Source organism: Corallococcus interemptor, assembly GCF_003668875.1.
GTDB lineage: Bacteria > Myxococcota > Myxococcia > Myxococcales > Myxococcaceae > Corallococcus > Corallococcus interemptor.
The window spans coordinates 87,270-111,545 of record NZ_RAWM01000012.1 but is presented as its reverse complement, the minus strand read 5'-3'; the positions used below and the strand labels follow the sequence as shown (position 1 = coordinate 111,545).

Here is a 24,276-nt window from a genome sequence, read left to right as displayed (position 1 = left end):
GGTACACCCAGGCGGGCCCCAGCCCCTCGAAGTGCACGCGGTAGTAGTCCCGCTGGTACGGGGTGTCCGTCCACCACTCGCCCCCCAGCCGCTCCGGCCCCGCCATGGCCGTCACCCGGTGCCGCCGCCCCGCGAGCCGCGCCGCCAGCATCTCCCCGGACGCCGCCACCTCCGCGTCCAGCCGGGCCGGCCGGGCCAACAGCCGCGACGGCCGCTCCCGGGCCGCCCCCGTCTCGCGCCAGACAGTGACAGGCGCTCCGGGGCCATGGCCTTCCGGCGCCAGCGGGCCGGACGGGGACAACAGGCCCCGCCGCGTCTCCGGTGGATGGAAGGCCTTGGGCGTGTGCGCCGCCTCCGGCCGGTGCACCGGCTCCAGGGACGCGGCGAACAGCGCCTCCTCGCCCAGCGTCGTCGCCAGCCGCGACAGCACGCCCTCCAGGGCCGCGTCCCCCTCCGGCGCGTCCCCCAGCGCCAGCTGCTGGCCCAGGTCCTCGTCGTGCGCGTCCACCCGCACGGCGACCTCCGCCACCGGCCGCTCCAGCCGCAGCTCCCCCAGCCGGTGCCGCGCCAGGTCCAGGAGCAGCTTCGCGCGCGCCGTGGGCCGCGCCAGGAGCAGCGGCACCTGCGCCTCGCCGGTGGGGTCCAGGCGCAGCACGAAGGTGAGCCGCACCGCCGCCCGCTGCCGCCCGGAGAGCCGCGCGCCCAGTCTGTCCAGCAGCGTCTTGAGCGCGAACTGCACGGGCTCGAAGGTGTCCGCGGGCGCGTCCAGCACCACCCGGTCCTCCAGCACCTCCTCCAGCGGATCCGGCGTGAAGGGCGTGTCGTCCACGCCCCGGCACCGCGCGTGGGCCCGGGCCGCGCTCGCGCCTCCGCGCGCCGTCACCGCTCCGGCCGGCAGCGCCGCCACCTCCCCCAGCGTGGACAGCCCCAGGACGGAGAAGGCCTTCGCCGAGCCGTCCTCCAGCGCGCTCAGGGGCAGCGGCGCCAGCGCGCGCGCGCCCTGCCCCTCCGCCACCACCTCCACGCGCCGGGAGCCATGCCGCGCCAGCACCCGCGAGGTGAACGCCTCCGACGCCACCGTCACGTGCGCCCGGTAGCCCTGCTCACCGCAGACCTCCAGCACGCGCGCGCCCAGCTCCGGCTCGCCCCCCACCAGGTGCGCCGCGCTCGCGTCGAACCACAGCCCGTCCGGCGCGTCGCACTGGAAGCCCGGGCACAGGCCGAGCAGCGACTCCCCCAGGGACGCCAGCGCCTGGGCCTCGTCCTTCGGCCGGTACGGGAAGTGCCGCAGCCCGGGCTCCAGCGCGGTGGCCGCCGTCAGCGTCATCCCCGGCCGCACGCCGGCCTTCAGCGCGCGCGTGGAGGCGAAGGCCACCCGGCGCTGGCCGCGCACCTCCTCCACCAGCACCAGCGGCTGGCCCGACAGCTCGGGCGACTCGATGACCTTGCGCTGCACCGGGAAGCGCGTGACGTGCAGGTAGCCCCTCCGCATGCCTCACCCTCCTTCAGCGTCCGTCCTGAGACTGGGACTGGGACAGCGCGCTCCCCAGGGAGGGCATGGGCGCGTCACGGCCGGGACGCTGGCCCAGGATGCCCAGGCCGTTGCGCACGCGGTCTCCCGGGTCCCGGTAGAAGCCCGGCCCCGCGTCCCCCGGCGCTTCCGCGTCCGCGTCCAGCAGCCGCGCCCCGGCATCCAGCCCCACCTCCGGGTACAGCTCACTCCAGGGGCTCACGACGCGCGTTCCCACGCCTCCGCCCCGGCTGCGCTCCAGCTCCACGGACCAGCCCTGGACGCCCCGGGCCTCCAGCCGCAGCCGCGCCAGCCCGTCCGCGGGCGCCTCTGGCGACGTCAGGAGCAGCACCAGCGTCCCGCCCCGCGCCGCCGCGTCCGCGAGCTTGCGCGCCTCCGTCAGCGCCAGCCGCTCCGGCCGCCCCGGCACGCCCACGCCGAGCGTCAGGTCCACCACCACCGCCGTGAACGTCCCGCTGCGCGCCAGCTGCACGGCGGCCCACACCCGCTGCGCGAAGAGCTGGGGCCGCACGACGAGCAGCCGCTCCAGGTCCACGCCCAGCGCCGCCGCGGCGGGGGGATAGAGCTCCTTCGGCCCATCCACCCACGCGCACAGCCGCAGCTCCCGGTGCGCGGACGCCACCGCGCGCAGCGCCAGGCTGGTGCGCCCGGACGCCGCCTCGCCGCACAGCTCCACGGAGGTCCCCAGGGGCAGGCCGCCCTGGGGCAACAGCGCGTCCACCGCGTCCACGCCCGTGCGCAGCACCGACAGCGCGCGCCGCGGCGCCGCCTGCAGCTGGCGGATCCGTTCGCGCAGCTCCTCCACCACCGCCAACCCCGACCGCTCGACCGCCGCGCCCATCTGGCCTCCTCGCAGCGCGCACTCGCGCGCATGGGGCCAGTATCCGAAGCCGTCTGACACCCGAGCAGGCGGCATTCCGAGCGGACCGGACCTGTCGCGTCGGGTGCTTCACTCGACGGACAAGGGCGGATCCGCGCCCTTCTTTTTTTTCGCACCGGACATGACAGGTCACGAAAAAGGGCCCCGCGTGCTTCGCGGGGCCCTTCGTGGACGGCGTGCGCGGATCAGCTCCGGGCTACCCGGCGCACAGCACCTTCACCTCCACCTTCGTGTCGCCCACGCGCCGCAGGCACGGCCCCAGGAAGAAGATGCGCGCGGAGCGGTCGCCGCTGGGCGGCTCGTAGCGGAAGTCGCCATTGGCCGCGGTGCACGTCTGCACGGAGCCGTCCGAGCGCGTGACGTACACCACCGCGAGCCGCGGATCCGGCAGGTTCACCACGGCCACGCTCTGCGCCACCGTGGCCAGCTCCGCGATGTCCAGCAGCGTCTGCTGGTAGCTGGGCTTGCAGATGGAGTCCAGGTTCGCCCGCGTCGCGTCGAACGACTTCGCCATGTCGCTCTGCCGGTAGCCGGGCCCATAGGACGTCGGGCAGTCGACGTTGCGCACGTACGTGACGCCGCCCTCCGTCGTCGTCGTCACCTCCGCGCGCTTGTCCGTCAGCGCCACCGGGCCGATGGTCGCCCACAGCACCTCGCGCGACGCGCCCCGGCTGTCCTTGAGGCCCTGGAAGGCCTGGTAGTACTCCGACACCGGGGTCAGCTTGTCCCCCTGCTCGGTGCACGAATCCACCGCCCGGTCCTGCCCCAGGTACACCGGCGGCGGGCGCTGCGTGGAGCTGCAGTCCTCCTCGTCGGACACCACCACCACCAGCAGGCGGGCGTCGTCGCGCAGGAAGCCTCCGTTGCCTCCCTCCTCCGGGGGCTGGGTGGCCAGGGGCGAGGCGACCGCCAGCCGCACCGCCTCGAAGGGCGCCTCCTGCCCGCTGCCGCTCGTCCCCTGATCCACCAGGCGCTGGAACTTGGGCAGCAGGTCTGGATCCGAGCTCTCGATGAAGCGCTCGCCGGTGGGCTGCTTCGCTTCGTCCTTCACCGGCTGCAGCCGGCCTTCCTGATCCGGGAAGGCGCGGATGATGTCCGTCCCGTCCGCCACCCGCTGGCGCTGGTACACGGAGGTGGTGATGACCCCCACGCGGAAGTCCTGGATCACACCGCTGCCCTGCTTCAGCGCGGCGACGAAGGCGGGCAACTCCGTGGCGATGCCCTGCTGCTCCTCCGTCATGGAGCCGGAGTTGTCGATGACGAAGAGGATGTCCGTCTTCTGGGGGGCCACCACCGGAGGCGTCGCCTCGCAGCTGTCCGGGACCGTGGATCCGTCGTCATCCACGGGAGAGTGGCAACCGACCGCCAGGAGCGCGGACAGCGACAGCAGGTGGGCGCAGGTGTGGAGCTTCACATCGGCCTCCAGTGCGGGGGCGCGCGCTCGCGCACCGCATCAAGCGTGAGAGGGGGGCAAGCATGCCCCACCCCTTCGCCGGACGCGAGACTTCTGGGCCGTTAAAGGAGGAGCGTCGTACAGAAAACGAGGCACGGAAATAACGCACATCGCGTTTGCCATGTCCGGTTTGGTTGTTACGTTGGTTCATCCGCCGCAGAAAACAACCGGATGGTTCACCGGCCCGGCCGCTTGCTGACCGGGTTCAAGCAAGGAAGAGGCCGAACTCCCATGTCTGACGAGAAGAAGAAGGGCACCGCGGCCAGCGCCATGCCCACCGCGATGGCCCCTCCGGGGCTCATCAACAAGGAAGACATCCCGCAGGTGCTGCCCATCCTGCCGCTGCGCAACAGTGTCTTCTTCCCCGGCGGCGTGCTGCCCCTGGCCGTCGGCCGCCAGAAGACGATCGCGCTGATCAAGGACGCCGTCCGTGACGACCAGGTCATCGGCGTCGTGACGCAGCGCCGCGCCGAGGAAGAGGATCCGGGCGCGTCCGACCTGTACACGATGGGCACCGTCGCCCGCATCGTGAAGCTCCTGAAGATGGGCGAGGACAACTACTCGCTCGTGGTCCAGGGCCTCGCGCGCTTCCGCGTGATGGAGCTGGTCCAGGAAGCCCCCTACCTCAAGGCCCGCGTCGACGCGGTGGAGGACAAGACCTCCTCCGAGAACGTCGAAGTGGAGGCCCTGGGCATCAACCTGAAGAAGCTGGCGCGCGAGGTCATCGAGCTGATGCCCGAGCTGCCGGCCGCCGCCACGGAGCTGGTGGAGAGCATCACGCATCCGGGCCACCTGGCGGACCTCATCGCCGCCAACGTGGACGTGCCCATCGAGGAGAAGCAGGCCGTGCTGGAGACGGTCGACCTCAAGGCGCGCATGAAGCTCGTCCTGGAGCTGCTCAACCGCAAGCGCGAGATCCTCAAGCTCTCCAACAAGATCGACTCCGCCGTGAAGGGCGAGATGTCGAAGACCCAGCGCGAGTACTACCTGCGCCAGCAGCTCAAGGCGATCAAGGAAGAGCTCGGCGAGATGGGCGAGGAAGAGGAAGAACTCGACGAGCTGCAGGAGCGCCTGAAGAAGGCCGCCCTGCCTCCGGAAGTGGAGAAGGTCGCCCAGAAGGAGCTCAACCGCCTGAAGACGATCCCGGCGGCCTCCAGCGAGTACACCGTCGCGCGCACCTACCTGGACTGGATCGCGGACCTGCCGTGGTCCAAGGTGTCCGAGGACAACCTCGACATCGAGAACGCGCGCCAGCAGCTGGACAAGGATCACTTCGGCATCAAGAAGGTGAAGAAGCGCATCCTGGAGTACCTGGCCGTCCGCAAGCTGAAGAACGACATGCGCGGGCCCATCCTGTGCCTCGTCGGTCCCCCGGGCGTCGGCAAGACGTCGCTGGGCCAGAGCGTGGCCAAGGCCACCGGCCGCAAGTTCGTGCGCCTGTCGCTGGGCGGCGTGCGTGACGAGGCCGAAATCCGTGGCCACCGCCGCACGTACGTGGGCGCGCTGCCGGGCCGCTTCATCCAGAGCATGAAGAAGGCCGGGACGAAGAACCCGGTCATGATGCTGGACGAAATCGACAAGCTGGGCGCGGACTTCCGCGGCGACCCGAGCGCGGCGCTGCTGGAGGTGCTGGACCCGGAGCAGAACAGCACGTTCAGCGACCACTACCTGGACGTGGCGTTCGACCTGTCGAAGGTCATGTTCGTCGCCACGGCGAACCAGCTGGATCCCATCCCCGGTCCCTTGCGTGACCGCATGGAGATCATCGAGCTGACGGGCTACACGTTCGAGGAGAAGCAGGCCATCGCCCGCATCCACCTCGTGCCGAAGCAGCTCAAGGAGCACGGCCTCAACGGGGACCACATCGAGGTGCAGGACGAGGCGCTGCTCATCCTGACCACGTCGTACACCCGCGAGGCGGGCGTGCGTAACCTGGAGCGCCGCATCGCGGACATCTGCCGCGCGGTGGCGGTGGAGGTGGCCGGCGGCAAGCTGGACAAGCAGACCATCGGCGCCGAGCGCGTGAAGGAGATCCTCGGGCCCGAGACGTTCTACTCGGAGGTCGCGGAGCGCACGGAGGTTCCCGGTGTCGCGACGGGCCTCGCGTGGACCGCGGCGGGTGGCGACCTGCTCTTCATCGAAGCGACCAAGATGGCGGGCAAGGGCGGCATGACGCTCACCGGCCAGCTGGGCGACGTGATGAAGGAGTCCGCCACGGCGGCGCTGAGCTACCTGCGCAGCAAGGCGGAGTCGCTCGGCATCAACCCGAACTTCCTCGAGAAGACGGACATCCACCTGCACTTCCCCGCGGGCTCCATCCCCAAGGATGGTCCTTCGGCCGGCGTCACCATCCTGACCGCGCTCACCAGCCTGCTGACGGGCATCCGGGTGCGGCACGACACGGCGATGACGGGCGAGGCCACGCTGCGTGGCCTGGTGCTGCCGGTGGGCGGCATCAAGGAGAAGGTCCTGGCGGCGCACCGCGCGGGCATCAAGCGGGTCATCCTGCCCGAGCGTTGCCGCAAGGACCTGATCGACGTGCCGGAGCAGGCGAAGAACGAGCTGGAGTTCATCTTCGCCACGAAGATGGACGAGGTCCTCAGCGCCGCGCTGGAGACGTCTCCGTTCAAGGAGGGCGCCGCCATCCCGGCGACCACCACGGACACGCCCCCGGCGGAAGTCCGGGCGTAAGGTCCCTGAGTTGAAGCAGTGACGCGGGCAGGTTCCCTTCACCGGGGACCTGCCCGTCGTCTTTGCGGGGTCAGTGCGCGTGCAGGATGAGCGGCAGCGTGGCGGGCCCGCGCACCACCAGCGTGCGGTGCCACGTCATGGGCTCCGGGCCAGCCTGCAGGTGGCTGAAGGAATCCAGCAGCGCCTCCAGGGCCAGGCGGCCCTCCATGCGCGCCAGCTGCGCGCCCAGGCAGAAGTGGATGCCGTGGCCGAAGGGCAGGTTCTGCGGACCGGGGCGGGACAGGTTGAAGCGGTCGCCGTCCGGGAAGTGCGTGTCGTCATGCGCGGCGGAGCCCAGGAGCACCAGCACCGGGGCGCCCTTGGGCAGGTGCACCCCACCCAGCTCCACCGCCTCCGTGGTGAGGCGCGGCGCGGCCTGGGCGGGCGGCTCGTAGCGCAGCACCTCCTCGATGAAGGCGGGGATGCGCGAGCGGTCCGCGCGCAGCTGGGTCCAGAGCTCCGGATGATCCCTCAGCACGACGAGGGACGCGCCCAACAGGTGCACCACCGTCTCGATGCCGCCCACCAGGAGGAGCGCCATGAAGGCGATGAGCTCGTCCTTCGACAGGGCCTCCCCTTCCACGCGGGCCTGTTGCAGCTCGCTGACCAGGTCCGTGCCGGGCGCGCGGGCGCGGGCCTCCAGCACCTCGCCGAAGGAGTGGCGCAGCTCCGCCACCGCGTCGCGGGCCCGCTGCTTGCGGTCCTCCTCCTCCGGCCGGACGGTGGTGACGCCGCCGGTGATCAGGTCCGCCCACTGCTTCAGGCGCGTGGCGCGCGACGGGTCCAGGCCCAAGAGTTCGCTGATGACCGCGGCGGGGATGCGCAGCGCGTACGGCGGCATCAGGTCCACGGGCACGCCCCGGGGCAGGTCCGCCACCGCCTGCCGGCAGAGGTCGCGCACGCGGGGCTCCAGCCGGGCCATGGCCGTGGCGCCGAAGGCCTTCTGCACCAGGACACGCAGGCGGGCGTGATGCGGCGGGTCCATGGTGAGCATGGACTCGGAGAAGGGGTTGCCGCCCAGCCACGGCGGGTTGGTGGCCACGCGGAAGCCCTGCGAGGAGAAGCGCTGCGGGTCCTTGAGGACGCGCAGGACGTCCTCGTGGCGCGACACGGCCCACATGCCACCGGGCTCCACCTGACACACGGGGGCCTCGCGGCGCATGCGGGCGTAGGTGGGATAGGGGTTGGCCTTCACTTCCGGCGACAGGAGGTTGAAGCGCTCGCTCATGGCAGGCAATACGCAAGCAGCGAACGTCTCTGGCACTCAAGACGAAGGAGCGGACGGAATGAAATACGCCAACCTGGGACACACGGGCCTGCGGGTCTCCCGCATCTGCCTGGGCTGCATGAGCTACGGCACCCCGAAGTGGCGCCCGTGGGTGCTGGACGAAGAGGCGGCTCAACCCTTCTTCCGCCGCGCGGTGGAGCTGGGCGTCACCTTCTTCGACACCGCGAACATGTACTCGGACGGCGTCAGCGAGGAGGTGACGGGCCGCGCGCTGCGCAAGTACGCGAAGATGGACGAGGTGGTGCTGGCCACGAAGGTCTACTTCCCCATGGGCAGCGGCCAGAACGAGCGCGGCCTGTCACGCAAGGCCATCACCCAGGCCTGCGAGGCGAGCCTCAAGCGGCTGGGCGTGGACACCATCGACCTGTACCAGATCCACCGGATGGACCCGAACACGCCCATCGAGGAGACGCTGTCCGCGCTGGATCAGCTCGTGCGACAGGGCAAGGTGCGCTACCTGGGCGCGAGCTCCGCGTACGCATGGCAGTTCATGCGCGCGCTGAGCGTGTCCGAGCGCAACGGCTGGGCGCGCTTCGTGTCCATGCAGAACCACTACAACCTCGTCTACCGCGAGGAGGAGCGGGAGATGATCCCCCTCTGCGAGGCGGAGGGCGTGGGCGTCATCCCCTGGTCGCCGCTGGCGCGCGGGCTGCTGGCGGGTTCGCGCAAGTCACTGGACGACAAGGAGTCCACGACGCGCGCGGGCTCCGACACGCTGTCGCCGGTGCTCTACAACCAGCCCGGGGACTGGGACGTGGTGGAGGCGGTGAAGCAGGTGGCGGAAGGACGCAAGGCCCCGCCCGCGCAGGTGTCGCTGGCGTGGCTGTTGTCCAAGCCCGCCGTCACCGCGCCCATCATCGGCGCGACGAAGCCCGAGCACCTGGAGGACGCGGTGAAGGCCGTGACCCTCAAGCTCACGCCCGAGGAGGTGAAGGCGCTGGAGGCCCCCTACAAGCCGCACGCGGTGCGCGGCCTGTAGGCCGGTGCCAGCAGGTGGACGCGTCCTCAGCGCTCCTTCACGAGCGCGTCCACCTTCTTCTCCAGCGGCTGCACGTCCTCGAAGAACGAGTCCATGGAGCGCGCCGGCGCCACGCGCAGCACCGGCGGCAGGAGCGAGCGGGGGAACTCCAGCGACTCGCTGAAGGGCTCGTTGCCCAGGAGCTCCGACACGTTGGTCAGCGTCAGCACGCCCAGCGACGCGATGACGAGCCCGCGCACCAGCCGCGCCGAGCGCCAGCGCGTCACGTAGCGCAGGTGCCAGTACAACCCCCACCCCACCAGCCCCAGCACGGCCAGCGTCCGCACGAAGCCCAGCCACGCGCCCAGCGAGAAGCTGAAGCTCAACAGCGCGAACAGCGGCGGCGCCACCGCGAAGCCCAACAGCAGCAGCGCGCCGATGGTGGCGTGCACCCGGAAGTGGAAGCTGCGCCGCGCGATGCGGCTCGCCAGCGACCAGCCTCCAGCCCACAGGAGCGCAAGGCCCAGCGGCAGCACGCTGGACAACAGCAGGTCGCCCCAGTCCGTCTTCCCGAACTGGGTCACCCGCTCCGAGATGAACGACACGGCCACCAGCGCCTGCATCGCCAGCGCGAAGGCGCGGGGACGTTCGAAGAGGCGCTCGCGCGGTGAGGCCGGGGCCTCGTTGACGACGGTGTCCTCCACCATGAACGAGCGCGGCCGGAAGCGAAGCACCGTGTCCCCCACGGACACGCGCGTGTCCGGGGTGAGCACCAGCTCCTTCAGTCGCGCCCACGGCTCCACGCTGAAGGTGCCGTTCACGCTGCCCACGTCGTGCAGCACCACCGCGCCGTCCTCGCGCCGCTCCAGGCGCAGGTGCTCGGCGGAGACCTTGGGGTCGTCCAGGATGATGTCGTTGGCGTAGCCGCGCCCTACCGAAACCGGCAGCTTGTCCAGCCGGTGGCGTGACTGGACGGCGTCCCCTTCCAGCACCTCCAGGAAGATCACTTCGTCCACGACAGGCCCTCCAGGTAGCGGCGCGCCAGCTTGCGCGCGTTCTCCGCGGAGAAGCCGCCCAGCGTGAGGCTGGTGTCCACGCCGTGCGTCGTCGCGTTCAGCGTGGCCGCGCGCAGCACCAGGTCGTAGAGGCCCGGGAAGCGGCGGTAGGCGCGCAGGCAGATGGCGGCGCGCACCGTGAGGCCGTTCACGTCCACGAACTCCGACTTGCAGCGGAAGTTGGTGACGTCCTCGCGCGTGGCGGCCACCGCGTCCGGGTCCTGCGAGAAGAGCGTGCTGTAGAGCGCGGAGAAGCGCATCGCGCCCAGCTTCTGGCTCTCCACGTGCTGGTGCAGGTAGGCCACCACGCCCGTGCGGTGGCTGGAGGACAGGAAGATGTCCTCCTCGGAGGAGCACTGGTAGCTCGTCACCGTGTAGGGCGTCTCCGGATCATGCGGCGTGTCGCCCCAGCACTTGAGGAACGGGCTCCAGCGGCCGGGGACGCGGTAGGCGCCCAGCGCCTGCTTCGGCAGGTCCGTGGCCATCAGCCGGTCGGTGATGCGCTGCTGGTTGGCCATCAGCTGATCCTTCACGGACGTCATCAGCGCGGCGGAGTCCGGCGGAGCGCCCTGCTCCAGCGCCTTGTCCAGCAGCGTCCGCGCGCGGGCCACCGGCACCAGGAAGCCCACCTGGTTGCCCATGGTGGCCACGTTGACGCCCACGACGCCGCCCTCGCCGCTGAGCGTGGGCCCGCCGCTCATGCCGGGGTTGATGGCGCCGGTGAAGTGCACGCGCTCGTAGAGGGCGTCGCGCACCAGGCCGTTGTAGGTGCCCTCCACGATGGTGGTGCCCAGGTCGCGCGGGTTTCCCATGGCGAACAGGCGCGTGCCCTGCGGCGGTTCGTGCTCCTCCAGCTTGAAGAAGTCGCTGACGGGCGAGTCCACCTGGATGACGGCCAGGTCGCTGGCCACGTCCACCGCGAGCAGGCGCACCGGCACCGTCGCGTCGCCCCGGTCCAGCTCCGCCGTGTAGTCCTCCGGGTGGAGCACCAGGTCGGAGACGACGTGGTAGTTCGTGAGGGCGTGGCCCTTCGCGCTCACGAAGAACGCGGAGCCGATGGAGGACTTCGTGCCGGAGCGGCGCTCGATGATGCGCACCTGCGCGACGCGGCCCTGGATGCGGCGGAACAGCTCATGCGTGGCCGGAGGCAGTGATGCCACCGGCAGGGGCGGCACCACCGCGTCCGCGACGCCCGCGTCCGGCGCGGGAAGGACCGGCGGCGCCGGGGACGCCGCGGCCTCCGGAGGGGCCACGGGCCCCTGCGCGAGCACGGCGGCAAGGAGAAGGGAGTACATGGGCGGCAGGCACCGTATCCCACCGCGAGCCCCACCGGGGGACGCTGTCGCCCCCTCTTGAGAGGGCTCAAGAAGCGGCCGGGCCCTCCCCCTGCCGGCGGCGGCGCCAGGCCGCGTACGACACCAGCAGGGCGCCCGCCAGGGTGCCCGCCAGCGCCCCCGCGAGCCGCCGCGACAGCACGCCCGCCACCGGGGCCTCCATGCGGAAGGTCTCCAGCGACGCGCGCACCCGGGGCGCCATGGCGTCCCAGCGGTCGGCCGGCGCGCTGACCGTCACCACGGCGTGGCGGCCTTCCGAGGCCAGCCCCGCCACCAGCACCGTGCGCACCTGTCCGGCCTCACGCAGCGTGCCCAGCACCTCCACCCGGGGCACGGGCCCGCCCACGCGGTCCACCCGCTCCGGCGTCAGCGCTACGCCCAGTTCCCGCTGGAAGTGCTGCATCACGGCCGTGGAGAACGCGTCGCGCTCCGAAGGGGTCGCGGAGAAGCCCCCGTCCACGACGGCGATGAGGAACGTGGCCGCGTCCGGCCCCTCCCCGTCCGCCAGGGCCGCGGACAGGGCGCGCGTGCGCACGCCGTCCCCGGACACCGCGCCCGCCTGCGATCCGGCGTAGCGCTCCCAGCGCGTCATCCGGAAGGTGTCCGGAGGACGGAAGCTGTAGCCGTCCCGGCGCAGCTCCGTGCCGAGCGCGCCGGACAGCGACAACCACACACCGGTGAGGACGGGCAGGAGCACGGGCTTGCGAGGATAACCCCGAAGCCCGCGCCACGCCCGCTCCCCTGCCCCGCCGCCAGCTACCCAATCTTTTTCTTCACGTCGTCCACCGGCGTCGTGTGCGTGACGATGCGGGACTGGAGCTCGCGCGCCACGTTGGTGATCAGCGGCTTGCGCATCATCGTCATGTGCGTGCCCGGCATGTCCACGACCTCCACGCCGCCGGTGACGAGGTCCTCCCAGCCGGTGTGCTCACGCGTGTCCGGACGCTGGCTGGCGCGCAGCAGCACGAGCTTCCCGTCGAGCGGCTTCGCGTCGTACTGCGTGAAGGCGCGCGAGGTGGACTCGAACACCCGGTACAGGTTGCGCACGCGCTCCACGCCCACGTCGGCGATCTGCGTGTCGCCCTGGCTGCCCACTTCGTAGAAGTAGTTCACGCGCTCCGCCTGCGTCATCTTCGAGATGCGCTCGCGCAGCTCCATCGGGTCGCGGCCCGTGGTGGCCGCCAGCATCATGGTGAGCTCGGAGGTGAGCATGTCCTCCAGGACCTGCTCCGGCGTCTTGTCCGGCACCATGTGCTGCACGGTGTACGCGTCGATGCTCGCCAGCAGCGCCACCTCTTCGCCCATGGCGCGCAGCTGCCGCGCCATCTCGAAGGCGATGATGCCGCCCAGCGACCAGCCCGCCAGGTGGTAGGGCCCGTGCGGCTGCACCTCGCGCACGGACGCCAGGTACAGCGCGGCCATCTCCGCCACGGTGCCCAGGGGCTCCTCGCCCTCGGTGCCCCGGGCCTGCAGGCCGTAGCACGGCTGATCCGCGTCCAGCTCGCGCGCCAGGTCCACGTAGCAGAGGACGCCGCCGCCCGCCGGGTGGATGGCGAAGAGCGGAGGCTTCGTCCCCTCCGGCTTCAGCGCCACCAGCGGCGACCAGGCGCGTGAATCCGCCTCCAGCAACGCGGCCAGCTGCTCCACCGTCGACGCCTGGAACAGCGACGCCAGGGGCAGGTTCTTGCCAGTGAGCTGCTGGATGCGGCCCATCAGCTGCACCGCCAGCATGGAGTGGCCGCCCAGGTCGAAGAAGTCGTCGCGGATGCCAATGGGCGACATCCCCAGCGTCTCCTCCCAGACGCGCACCAGCTGCAGCTGCAGCGGCGTGCGCGCCACCACCAGCGTGGAGGCCTCCGCGCGCGTCGTGTCCGGAGCGGGCAGCGCGCGGCGGTCCACCTTGCCGTTGGACGTGAGCGGCAGCGACTCCATTGGCACGAAGGCGGACGGCACCATGTACTCCGGCAGCGTGCGCCGCAGCTGCTCGCGCAGCTCCTGGGGGCCCGCCACCGTCTGGCCCGGCGCGCCCACCAGGTACGCCACCAGGCGCTTGTCGCCCGGCACGTCCTCGCGCACCAGCACCACGGCCTCGCGCACGCTCGGGTGCGACAGCAGGCCCGCTTCGATTTCGCCCAGCTCGATGCGGAAGCCGCGCACCTTCACCTGGAAGTCCGCACGGCCCAGGTACTCCAGCGTGCCGTCGGGACGCCACCGCGCCAGGTCGCCGGAGCGGTAGAGCCGCGCCCCGGGCCGCGTGCTGAACGGATCCGGGATGAAGCGCTGCGCGGTCAGCTCCGGACGGCCCAGGTAGCCGCGGCCCAGGCCGTCGCCGCCCACGTACATCTCACCCGTGACGCCCGGAGGCACCGGCTGTCCGTGCGCATCCAGCACGTACACCTGGAGGTCCGGAATCGCGACGCCCACCTCGCTGCCGCGCCCGCCCTCCGCGTCCGCCGCCTTGAGTGCGCGGTAGGTCACGTGGACGGTCGTCTCGGTGATGCCGTACATGTTGACGAGCACCGGCGCGTTGTCCGCGTGGCGCGCGTACCACGGCCTCAGGCTGCCGAACTCCAGCGCCTCGCCGCCGAAGACGACGGTGCGCAGGGACAGGCCCTCGTGGTCGCCCGTGCGCTCCTCGTGCTGGATCAGCTGACGGAACGCGGACGGCGTCTGGTTGAGCACCGTGACGCCCTCGCGCTTGAGCAGCGCGTGGAAGTCCGCGGGCGTGCGGCTGACTTCATACGGCACCACCACCAGCTTGCCGCCGTACAGGAGCGCGCCCCACATCTCCCAGACGGAGAAGTCGAACGCGTACGAGTGGAACAGCGTCCACACGTCCTTCGTGCCGAAGTCGAACCAGTGCTTCGTGCCGTCGAAGAGGCGGACCACCTGGGCGTGCTCAATCTGCGCGCCCTTGGGCCTGCCCGTGGAGCCGGACGTGTAGATGACGTACGCCAGGTGATGCGGCGCCACGCCACTGACCGGCGTCGTCGTGGGCGCGGAGGCCCACTGCGACGCATCGGCATCCAGGCACAGGCGCTTCGCCGCGCCGGACGGCACCACGTCCAGCAGGTGCTGCTGGGTGAGCACCACCGGCACGCGCGCGTCCTCCACCATGAACTCCAGGCGCTCGCGCGGGTACGCCGGATCCATGGGCAGGTACGCGCCGCCGGCCTTGAGGATGGCCAGCAGGCCCACCATCAGCTCCAGCGAACGCTCCACCGCGAGGCCCACCAGGACCTCCGGCCCCACGCCCAGCGTGCGCAGGTGGTGCGCCAGCTGGTTCGCCCGCGCGTCCAGCTCGCGGTACGTGATGCGCTGCTCGGCGTAGGTGACCGCGATGGCGTCCGGGGTGCGCGCCGCCTGACGCTCGAAGAGCGTCTGCAGGCATGCCTCCACAGCGAAGCGCTCTTGGGTGTTCCAGCCCGCCACCACCTGCTTGCGGTCGCCTTCCGTGAGCAGCGGCAGCTGGTGCAGCCGCGCGTCAGGGTTCGCCCCGATGCCCTCCAGCAGCACGCCCAGGTGACGGGCCAGCCGCTCGGCGGTGCTCGCGTCGAACAGGTCGGTGTTGAACTCGAGCCCGCCCTCGATGCCGTTCGCCGTCTCCGTGAGGCCCAGCGACAGGTCGAACTTCGCGGTGCGGTGCTCCACCTCCACGCCTTCCAGGACGAGGCCGGTCAGGTTGAACGACCCCTCCGGCGCGTTCTGCAGCGTCATGGACACCTGGAACAGCGGCGTGCGGCTGGTGTCGCGCGTGGGCGCCAGCTCCTCCACCAGCTTCTCGAACGGGACTTCCTGGTGCGCGTACGCGCCCAGCGTCGTCTCACGCACGCGGCCCAAGAGCTCGCGGAAGGTCGGATCGCCGTCCAGCTTCGTGCGCAGGACCAGCGTGTTGACGAAGAAGCCGATGAGGCCCTCCGTCTCCGCGCGCTGGCGGCCCGCGATGGGCGTACCCACGCTGATGTCATCCTGGCCGGAGTAGCGAGACAGCAGCGTCTGCCACGCGGCCAGCAGGACCATGAAGGGCGTGGTGCCCTCCTTCAGCGCCAGGGCCTTCAGCGTCTCCGTCAGCTCCCGGCCGACCTTCACCGGGACGCTGGAGCCGTGCGACGTCTGCACCGCCGGACGCGGACGGTCCGTGGGCAGCTCCAGCGCGGAGGGCGCGCCGGTCAGCTGCTGCTTCCAGTAGCCGAGCTGCTTCTCCAGCACCTCGCCCTGGAGCCAGCCGCGCTGCCAGCCCGCGTAGTCCGCGTACTGCACCGGCAGCTGCGGCAGGGACGGCGTGCCGCCGTTGGAGAAGGCCTCGTAGGACGCGGCCATCTCCCGCACCAGCACGCCCATCGACCAGCCGTCGGACACGATGTGGTGCATGACGAGCAGGAGGATGTGCTCCTTCTCATCCAGCTTGAGCAGCTTCACGCGCAAGAGCGGGCCGGTGGCCAGCTGGAACGGGTGCACCGCTTCTTCATCCGCGAGCCGGCGGGCCTCGTCATGGCGCTCGGGGTCCGGGATGTCGGAGAGGTCCACCACCGGGAGCGGCAGCGACACCGCCGGGTGGATGACCTGCGTGGCCTGGCCGTTGTCCAGGTGGAACGACGTGCGCAGCGATTCGTGGCGGCGCACCAGCTCCGTGAAGCTCTGCTCCAGCGCCGTCACGTCCAGCGAGCCCTTCAGGCGAAGGACCATGGGCACGTTGTAGGCCGGGCTGTTCGCGTCCAGCTGGTGCAGGAACCACAGGCGCTGCTGCGCGAACGACAGCGGCAGGCGGCCTTCGCGAGGCAGCGGCACGATGGCGGGCGCCTGGGTGCCCGCGCCGGCCTGGAGCGCCTGGTCGATGAGGACGGACAGCTTCTGCACCGTGGGCGCGTTGAAGACGTCCCGCAGCTGCAGGTCGATCCGGAAGATGCTCCGGACGCGCGACAGCACCTGCGTGGCCAGCAGCGAGTGCCCACCCAGCTCGAAGAAGTCGTCCGTCGCGCCCACGCGGTCCACGTTGAGCAGCTCGCCCCACGCACCGGCGAGCAGCTGCTCCGTCGGGGTGCGCGGCGCGATGAACGCTTCGTCCTGCGCGCGCTCGTCGCTGGGGACGGGCAGCGCCTTGCGGTCCACCTTGCCGTTGGAGGTGACAGGCAGCGCCTCCATCACCACGAAGGCGGACGGCACCATGTACTCCGGCAGCGTGCGCTCCAGGTGCTCGCGCAGGCCCTTGCGATCCAGGGACTCCACGTCACCCGCGACGTAGGCGACGAGCCGCTTGTCGCCGGCCACGTCCTCGCGGACGACGACGACGGACTCGCGGACACCGTAGGCGCCCATGAGGGCGGACTCGATCTCCCCCAGCTCGATGCGGTAGCCGCGCACCTTCACCTGGTGGTCGACGCGGCCCAGGTATTCCAGCGTGCCGTCGGCGCGCCAGCGGGCCAGGTCGCCGGAGCGGTACAGCCGCGCGCCGGCGTCGGTGCTGAACGCATCCGGGACGAACTTCTCCGCCGTGAGCTCCGGGCGGCCCAGGTAGCCGCGGCCCACCTGCACGCCGCCGATGTACAGCTCACCCGGCACGCCCACCGGCACGGGCTGCAGCTGCGCATCCAGCACGTACATCCGCGTGTTGGGCAGCGGCTTGCCGATGCGCACCGCGCCGGAGGCGGAATCCTCCGGAGCCACGACGTGCACCGAGCAGCCCACCACCGTCTCCGTGGGGCCGTACTCGTTGATGAGCCGCGTGGCCGGCGCGTGCTTGCGCCAGAACGCCAGCTCTTCGGAGAACAGCGCCTCGCCGCCGATGACGAAGGCGCCCGTGCGCCCCGCCGCCGCGTCCGCGCCCAGCAGGTCGGACAACAGACGCAGGTGGCTGGGCGTCAGCTTCACCAGGCTGAAGCCCGTGCCTTCGCGCAGCACGTCCGCCAGGCCTTCCACGCCCCGGGCCTCGGACACCATCACCACGCCCCGGCCCGCGACCAGCGGCGCGATCATGCTGGTGACCGTGAGGTCGAACGCGAGCGACGAGTGCACCGGCGCGCCCGCGCCCGTGTCCAGCCCGTACGCGGACAAGCACCACGTCAGGTAGTTGGACACGCCGCGGTGTTCGATGGCCACGCCCTTGGGCTTGCCCGTCGAACCGGACGTGTAGATGACGTACGCCAGGTTGCCGGCCGTCACCGCCGTCACGGGCGCGTCCTCGCGCTCGCGGGAGATGGTGCGCTTCCAGTCGCCATCCAGGCTGATCAGCTGCTGGGTGGTGACGGGCAGCTCATCCGCCAGCGAGTCCTGCGTGAGCACCACCGGAACCTGCGTGTCCTCCAGCATGAAGGACAGGCGATCCAGCGGGTACTTCGGGTCGAGCGGCACGTACGCGCCGCCGGCCTTGAGCACGCCCATCACGGCGATGACCATCTCCAGCGAGCGCTCCAGGCACAGGGCGACCTTCACCTCGGGGCCCACGCCCAGCCGGCGCAGGTGGTGCGCCAGCTGGTTGGCCTTCGCGTCCAGCTGCCGGTACGTGAGCGTCTCACCCTCGAAGGTCGCGGCGATGGCGTCCGGAGTGCGGGCCACCTGCGCCTCGAAGCGCTGGTGGATGCAGGCGTCGCGCGGGAAGTCGGCCCGCGTGTCGTTCCACGTCTCCAGCAACTGCTTGCGCTCGCCGTCCGTGAGCAGCGGCAGGCGCTGCACGGGCACGTCCGGCTGGGATGCAACGCCTTCCAGCAGGACGCGCAGGTGCTCCAGCATCCGGGTGGCGGTGCCGGCGTCGAACAGGTCGGAGTTGTACTCCATGGCTCCGCGCAGCTCGCCGTCCACCTCCGACAGGGTCATGTTCAGGTCGAACTGCGCGGTGGCGTGCTCCAGCGGGACGGCGCGCAGCGTGAGGCCCTTGACCTCCAGCTCCGGCACCGGCGCGTTCTGGAACGACAGCAGCACCTGGAACAGCGGCGTGCGGCTGGTGTCGCGCGTGGGCGCCAGCTCCTCCACCAGCTTCTCGAACGGCACTTCCTGGTGCGCGTACGCGCCCAGCGTCGTCTCCTTCACCTGGGCCAGCAGCGCGCGGAAGGACGGGTTGCCCTCCAGCTTCGTGCGCAGGACCAGCGTGTTGACGAAGAAGCCGATGAGGCCTTCCGTCTCCGTGCGGCCACGGCCCGCGATGGGCGTGCCCACGCTCACGTCGTCCTGACCGGAGTAGCGCGCGAGCAGCACCTGCCACGCGGCCAGGAGCACCATGAAGGGCGTGGCGCCCTCCTTCAGGGCCAGGGCCTTCAGCGTGTCCGTCACCGGCTTGCCCACGCGCAGGTTCACGCTGGCGCCCCGGTACGTCTGCACGGCCGGACGCGGGCGGTCCGTGGGCAGCTCCAGCGCGGCGGGCGCGCCGGTCAGCTGCTGCTTCCAGTACGCCATCTGCTGGGCCAGCACGTCACCCTGCAGCCAGCCGCGCTGCCAGCCCGCGTAGTCCGCGTACTGCACCGGCAGCTCCGGCAGGGACGGCGCGCGGCCGGAGGCGAAGGCCTCGTAGAGGGCCGCCATCTCCCGCACCAGCACGCCCATGGACCAGCCGTCGGAGACGATGTGGTGCATCGTCGCGAGCAGCACGTGCCGCTGGGCCTCCAGCTTGAGCAGCTTCACGCGCAACAGCGGGCCGTTCGCCAGGTGGAACGGACGCTGCGCTTCTTGGTTGGCCTGCCGCTGGGCCTCCGCCTCGCGGACGGCCTCGGGCTGAGCGGACAGGTCCACCACCGGCAGCGACACCGTCGCCGCCGGGTGGACGACCTGCGCGGGCTGGCCGTCACGCATGGGGAACGTGGTGCGCAGCGATTCGTGGCGGCGCACCAGCTCCGTGAACGCGCGCTCCAGCGCGGACACGTCCAGCGTCCCTTCCAGCCGCACCGGCAGCGGCAGGTTGTAGAAGGCGCTGTCCGGCTCCAGCTGGTTGAGGAACCACAGGCGCTGCTGGGCGAACGACAGCGGCATCCGCTCCGCGCGCGGCAGGGCCACGAGCGGCGGTGCCTTGACTCCCCTGCCCTGCGCCACCAGCGCGTCCACGCGCCGGGCCAGGTCCGTCACCGTGGGCGCCTCGAAGAGCGTGCGCAGCGGCAGCTCCACGTCGAAGGCCTCGCGGATGCGCGACGCCAGCCGCGTGGCCATGAGCGAGTGGCCACCCATCTCGAAGAAGTGGTCCTCCACGCCCACGCGCTCCACGTTGAGCAGCTGCGCGAAGAGGGCCGCCAGCAGTTCTTCCGTCGGCGTGCGCGCGGCCACGAAGGTGCGCGTGCGAGCCACCTCGCCCGTCGGTGCGGGCAGGGCCTTGCGGTCGATCTTGCCGGCGGGCGTCAGCGGCAGTGCCTCCAGCACCACGAAGGCGGAGGGCACCATGTACTCCGGCACCTCGCTCTTCAGGTGGCGGCGCAGCTCCACCGCGTCCAGCGTGCCCGCGGCCTGGGGCACGACGTACGCCACCAGGCGCTTGTCGCCCGGAGCATCCTCGCGCACCACCACCGCCGCCTCACGCACCTCCGCGTGGTGCAGCAGCACGGATTCGACTTCGCCCAGCTCGATGCGGAAGCCGCGCACCTTCACCTGGGAGTCGATGCGGCCCAGGTACTCCACCTCGCCCGAGGACGTCCACCGCACGCGGTCACCCGTGCGGTAGAGCCGCGCGCCGGGTTCCTCGCTGAACGGGTTGGGGATGAACCGCTCCGCCGTCAGGTCCGGCCGGCCCTGGTAGCCACGCGCCAGGCCCGCGCCCGCCACGTACAGCTCGCCCGGGACGCCCGCCGGCTGCGGCCGGAGCGCGTCATCCAGCACGTACACCTGCACGTTCGCCCACGGGCGGCCAATGGTCAGCCGCTCCGGGTTCGCGCCGCCTTCGGTCAGCGTCGCGCAGACGGTGGCCTCCGTGGGGCCGTAGGCGTTGATCATCAAGCGCCCTTCGCCCCACTTGCGCGCCAGCTCCACGCTCAGCGCCTCGCCGGCGGAGATGACGGTGCGCAGGCCCTCCAGCCCTTCCGTGCCCAGCTGCGCCAGCACCGACGGGGTCAGGGTGACGGCGGTGATGCGCTGCTCCTGGAGTAGCGTGCGCAGCGGTTCGTCCGGCAGCAGCCGGTCGCGCGGCGCGAGCACCAGCGTGGCTCCGGCCACGAGCGTGCCGAACACCTCGCACACGCTCGCGTCGAAGCTGGACGCCGCGTACTGCAGCACGCGGCTGCCCGGCGCGTAGCGGTGCGCGCGGCCCGCCTGCAGGGCCGTGTTCACCAGGCCCTGGTGCTGGAGCAGCGTGCCCTTGGGACGGCCCGTGGAGCCGGACGTGTAGATGACGTACGCCAGGTTGGCGGAGGTCAGGGTCACGGACGGCGCCGTGGTGGGCAGGGCCTGGAGGACGTCGCGGACGTCATCCAGGTGCAGCCCGACGCGGTCCTCCGCGTGGAGGCCCGGCATGGGCTCGCCGCGCGTCACGAGCACCGTGGCGCCGCTGTCCTCCAGCATGTAGTCGAGCCGGTCGATGGGGTACGCCGGGTCGAGCGGCACGAACGCGCCGCCGGCCTTGAGCACGCCCAGCATGCCGACCACCAGGTCCAGCGAGCGGTCCAGGCAGAGCGCCACGCGCACTTCCGGCGCGACGCCCATCGTGCGCAGGTGGTGCGCCAGCTGGTTCGCCTTCGCGTCCAGCTGCGCGAACGTGAGCGACGTGTCCTCGTAGACGAGCGCCACGGCGTCCGGCGTGGCGCGGGCATGCGCCTCGAGGAACGACTGGATGCAGGCCTCGCGCGGGAAGTCCACGCGGGTGTCGTTCCACACGACCAGTTCCTGCCGCGCCTCGTCCTCCGTCATCAGGGGCAGCGCCATCACGCGCTGATCCAGGTCCGTGGCGATGCCTTCCAGCATCATCACGAAGTGCTGCACCAGCCGCTCGGCGGTGACGCGGGAGTACAGGTCGGAGTTGTACGCGAGCCGGCCCAGGAAGCCCTCGGACGCGTCCGCCAGCGACAGGGACATGTCGAACTTCGCCGTGCGCGCTTCCGCTTCGAACGTCTTCAGGGTGAGGCCGGCCACGGACACCTGGCCGGACAGCTCCTCCGCCTGGAGCACGAACATGGCCTGGAAGAGCGGCGAGCGGCTGGTGTCGCGCACCGGGTGCAGCTCCTCCACCAGCTTCTCGAAGGGCACCTCCTGGTGGACGTGCGCGGACAGCACCGTGTCACGCACCTGGGTCAGCAGGTCGCGGAAGGACGGGTTGCCGTCCAGCTTCGCGCGCAGCACCAGCGTGTTGACGAAGAAGCCGATGATGCCCTCCGTGGACGAGTGCCCGCGGCCCGCGGCCGGCGAGCCCACGCTCACGTCGTCCTGGCCCGCGTGGCGCGCCAGGAGCACCTGCCATGCCGCCAGCAGGAACATGAACGGCGTCACGCCCTTCTCGCGGCACAGCGCCTTGATCCGCTGCGACAGCGCCTGCGGCACCTGCACCGCCACGCCGCCGCCCGAGTACGTCATCACCGCCGGGCGCGGGAAGTCCGTGGGCAGCTCCAGCGCGGAGGGCGCGCCGGACAGCTGCTGCCGCCAGTACTCCACGTGCTTGCCCATCACGTCGCTGCGCAGCCAGTCGCGCTGCCAGCCGGCGTAATCCGCGTACTGCACCGGCAGCTCCGGCAGGGGCGACGGCTTGTCCTCGCGGAAGGCCGCGTAGATGGCGGCGATCTCCCGGACGAGCAGGCTCATGGACCAGCCGTCCGTGATGATGTGGTGCAGCGACAGGAGCAGCACGTGCTCCGTCTGGGACATGCGCAGGATGAGGGCGCGCATGAGCGGGCCCGTGTCCAGCTTGAAGCCGCGGTTGGTCTCCGCGTCGGCCAGGCGCTTCGCCTCGGCCTCGCGCTCCGCCTCCGGCAGGCCGCTCAGGTCCACGACGTTGAGCGAAGCCGGCGCGGGCGCGTGGATGCGCTGCACGGGCTGGTCGCCTTCCGCGTGGAAGGTGGTGCGCAGCGATTCGTGGCGGCGCACCAGCTCCGTGAAGGTCCGCTCCAGCACGCCCAGGTCCAGCTCACCCTCCAGACGGACGGGCAGCACGATGTTGTAGAACGCGCTGTCCGGCTCCATCTGGTCCAGGAACCACAGGCGCTGCTGGGCCAGCCCCAGCGGCAGCGAGCCCTCGCGCGGCAGCGGCACGATGGGCGGCGCCTGGAGTCCCTGCTCCGAACGCACGGACTGGTCCACGCGCTGGGCCAGGTCCGCGATGGTGGGCGCTTCGAAGAGCGCGCGCAGCGGCAGCTCCACGCCGAACGCCTCGCGGATGCGCGAGGCGACCTGCGTGGCCAGCAGCGAGTGCCCGCCCAGGTCGAAGAAGTTGTCGCGCACCCCTACCCGCTTCACGTCCAGGATCTCCGTCCAGACCGTGGCGAGCATCTCCTCCGTCGGCGTGCGCGGCGCGGCGAACTCCGCCTCGCTGCGCTCCGTGCGCGAGTCGGACGGCGCGGGCAGCGCCTTGCGGTCCACCTTGCCGGCGGGCGTCATGGGCAGCGCCTCCAGCACCACGAAGGCGGACGGCACCATGTACTCCGGCACCTCGCCCTTCAGGTGACGGCGCAGCTCCGCGACGTCCAGCTCCGTGTCCTCCTGCGCGACGACGTAGGCCACCAGGCGCTTGTCGCCCGGCACGTCCTCGCGCACCACCACCGCCGCCTCACGGATGTCCGTGTGGTGCAGCAGCACGGATTCGACCTCGCCCAGCTCGATGCGGAAGCCGCGCACCTTCACCTGGAAGTCGATGCGGCCCAGGTACTCCAGCTCGCCGTTCGCAAGCCACCGCACGCGGTCACCCGTGCGGTACAGGCGCGCGCCCGGCTCCTGGCTGAACGGATGCGGCACGAACTTCTCCGCCGTCAGGTCCGCCCGGCCCTGGTAGCCGCGCGCCAGCGCCACGCCGCCGATGTACAGCTCACCGGCCACGCCCACGGGCACCGGACGCCGAGACGCGTCCAGGACGTAGACCTGCGCGTTCGCCCACGGCCTGCCAATGGTGATGCGCTCCGGGTTCACGCCGCCTTCGGTCAGCGTCGCGCAGACCGTGGCCTCCGTGGGGCCGTAGGCGTTGATCATCAGGCGCCCGGCGCCCCACTTGCGCGCCAGCTCCACGCTCAGCGCTTCACCGGCGGACACGACGCTGCGCAGGCCCTCCAGCCCTTCCGTGCTCAGCTGCGAGAGCACCGACGGCGTCAGGGTGGCGGTGGTGATGCCCTGCTCCTTCAGCAGCGTGCGCAGGGGCTCGTCCGGCATCAGCCGGTCGCGCGGCGCGAGCACAAGCGTGGCGCCCGCGGCCAGGGTGCTGAAGATCTCCCAGACGCTGGCATCGAAGCTGGACGCCGCGTACTGCAACACGCGGCTGCCCGGTCCCACCTGCTTCGCCGCGGCTGCGCGCAGGGCCGTGTTCACCAGGCCCTGGTGCTGGAGCAGCGTGCCCTTGGGACGGCCCGTGGAGCCGGACGTGTAGATGACGTACGCCAGGTTGTGCGCGGACGTGCCCGAGCGCGGGGCCTCTTCCGGCATCCGCTCGATGGCGTCCACGTCCATGTCCAGCTGGATGGTCAGGCGGCCGTCGGTGGGCAGCGAGTCCATCAGCGACTCCTGCGTCACCAGCACCGGCGCGCCCGAGTCCGACAGCATGTAGTCGAGCCGTTCCACGGGGTACGACGGATCCAACGGGATGAACGCGCCGCCGGCCTTGAGGATGCCGAGCATGCCCACCACGAGCTCCAGCGAGCGCTCCAGGCAGAGCGCCACGCGCACTTCGCGTCCGACGTACCGGCGGCGCAGGTGGTGCGCCAGCTGGTTCGCCTTCACGTCCAGCTCCGCGTACGTGAGCGACTGGTCCTCGTACACGAGCGCCACCGCGTCCGGCGTGGCCTCCGCGTGCGCTTCGATGAGCGAGTGGATGGTCGCCTCGCGCGGCAGCTCCGCGCGGACGCTGTTCCAGCCCACCAGCACCTGGTGCCGCTCCTCGGCGGACAGCAGGGGCAGCTCGCCCACGGGCGCCTCGGGCTTCGCGACGATGCCGGAGAGCAGCACGTGCAG

The 24,276-nt window shown here is 71.5% G+C and carries 10 protein-coding genes (1 of these 10 cut by a window edge); 2 read left to right on the top strand and 8 right to left on the bottom strand.

All coding sequences use genetic code 11. The annotated features are described in order from the left end of the window. The 3 genes from D7X96_RS07150 to D7X96_RS07140 all read right to left on the bottom strand — a co-directional run. Positions 1-1,492 (bottom strand): Y-family DNA polymerase (locus D7X96_RS07150; protein ID WP_147468253.1); only part of this gene is annotated, 1,492 nt, incomplete at its 3' end. Between the two features lie 13 nt (positions 1,493-1,505). After that, positions 1,506-2,372: an ImuA family protein gene (locus tag D7X96_RS07145; protein WP_120547558.1), complete on the bottom strand. Its 867-nt coding sequence runs from the start codon at positions 2,370-2,372 to the stop codon at positions 1,506-1,508. A 235-nt stretch (positions 2,373-2,607) separates the two neighbouring features. After that, on the bottom strand, positions 2,608-3,825 hold the full coding sequence (locus D7X96_RS07140; RefSeq protein ID WP_120547557.1) for a vWA domain-containing protein: 1,218 nt from the start codon (positions 3,823-3,825) through the stop codon (positions 2,608-2,610). A gap of 270 nt (positions 3,826-4,095) precedes the next feature. On the opposite strand from D7X96_RS07140, the gene lon reads away from it, so the two are divergent. Next, the gene (lon, locus tag D7X96_RS07135; RefSeq protein ID WP_120547556.1) at positions 4,096-6,555 is read left to right on the top strand and encodes an endopeptidase La; all 2,460 of its coding nucleotides are present in this window, start codon (positions 4,096-4,098) and stop codon (positions 6,553-6,555) included. Positions 6,556-6,625: 70 nt separating this feature from the next. Here the strand turns inward: lon and D7X96_RS07130 are convergent, their stop codons facing one another. Further along, entirely contained in the window at positions 6,626-7,822 is a 1,197-nt protein-coding gene (locus tag D7X96_RS07130; protein WP_121769313.1) for a cytochrome P450, read from the bottom strand. A 58-nt stretch (positions 7,823-7,880) separates the two neighbouring features. Here D7X96_RS07130 and D7X96_RS07125 point away from each other — a divergent pair, with 58 nt between their 5' ends. Beyond that, complete coding sequence (locus D7X96_RS07125; protein WP_120547554.1) at positions 7,881-8,861, top strand: aldo/keto reductase; 981 nt, start codon at positions 7,881-7,883, stop codon at positions 8,859-8,861. Between the two features lie 26 nt (positions 8,862-8,887). On the opposite strand, the gene D7X96_RS07120 is transcribed toward D7X96_RS07125, so the two are convergent. From D7X96_RS07120 to D7X96_RS07105, 4 genes are all read right to left on the bottom strand, one after another. After that, the gene (locus D7X96_RS07120; protein ID WP_121724521.1) at positions 8,888-9,856 is read right to left on the bottom strand and encodes an FHA domain-containing protein; all 969 of its coding nucleotides are present in this window, start codon (positions 9,854-9,856) and stop codon (positions 8,888-8,890) included. After that, positions 9,844-11,190: a S1 family peptidase gene (locus D7X96_RS07115; protein ID WP_120547552.1), complete on the bottom strand. Its 1,347-nt coding sequence runs from the start codon at positions 11,188-11,190 to the stop codon at positions 9,844-9,846. The genes D7X96_RS07120 and D7X96_RS07115 overlap by 13 nt, the downstream gene beginning before the upstream one ends. Positions 11,191-11,257: 67 nt before the next feature. After that, positions 11,258-11,926 (bottom strand): hypothetical protein, encoded by a 669-nt coding sequence (locus D7X96_RS07110; protein WP_121769312.1) that lies wholly within the window; start codon positions 11,924-11,926, stop codon positions 11,258-11,260. 59 nt (positions 11,927-11,985) lie between these two features. Continuing rightward, a protein-coding gene (locus D7X96_RS07105; RefSeq protein ID WP_158626560.1) for a non-ribosomal peptide synthetase crosses the window boundary here: on the bottom strand, positions 11,986-24,276 show its 3' end. It continues 19,197 nt past the right edge of the window; 12,291 of the gene's 31,488 nt are visible here — the last part of the coding sequence; its start codon lies beyond the right edge, outside the window; the stop codon is at positions 11,986-11,988.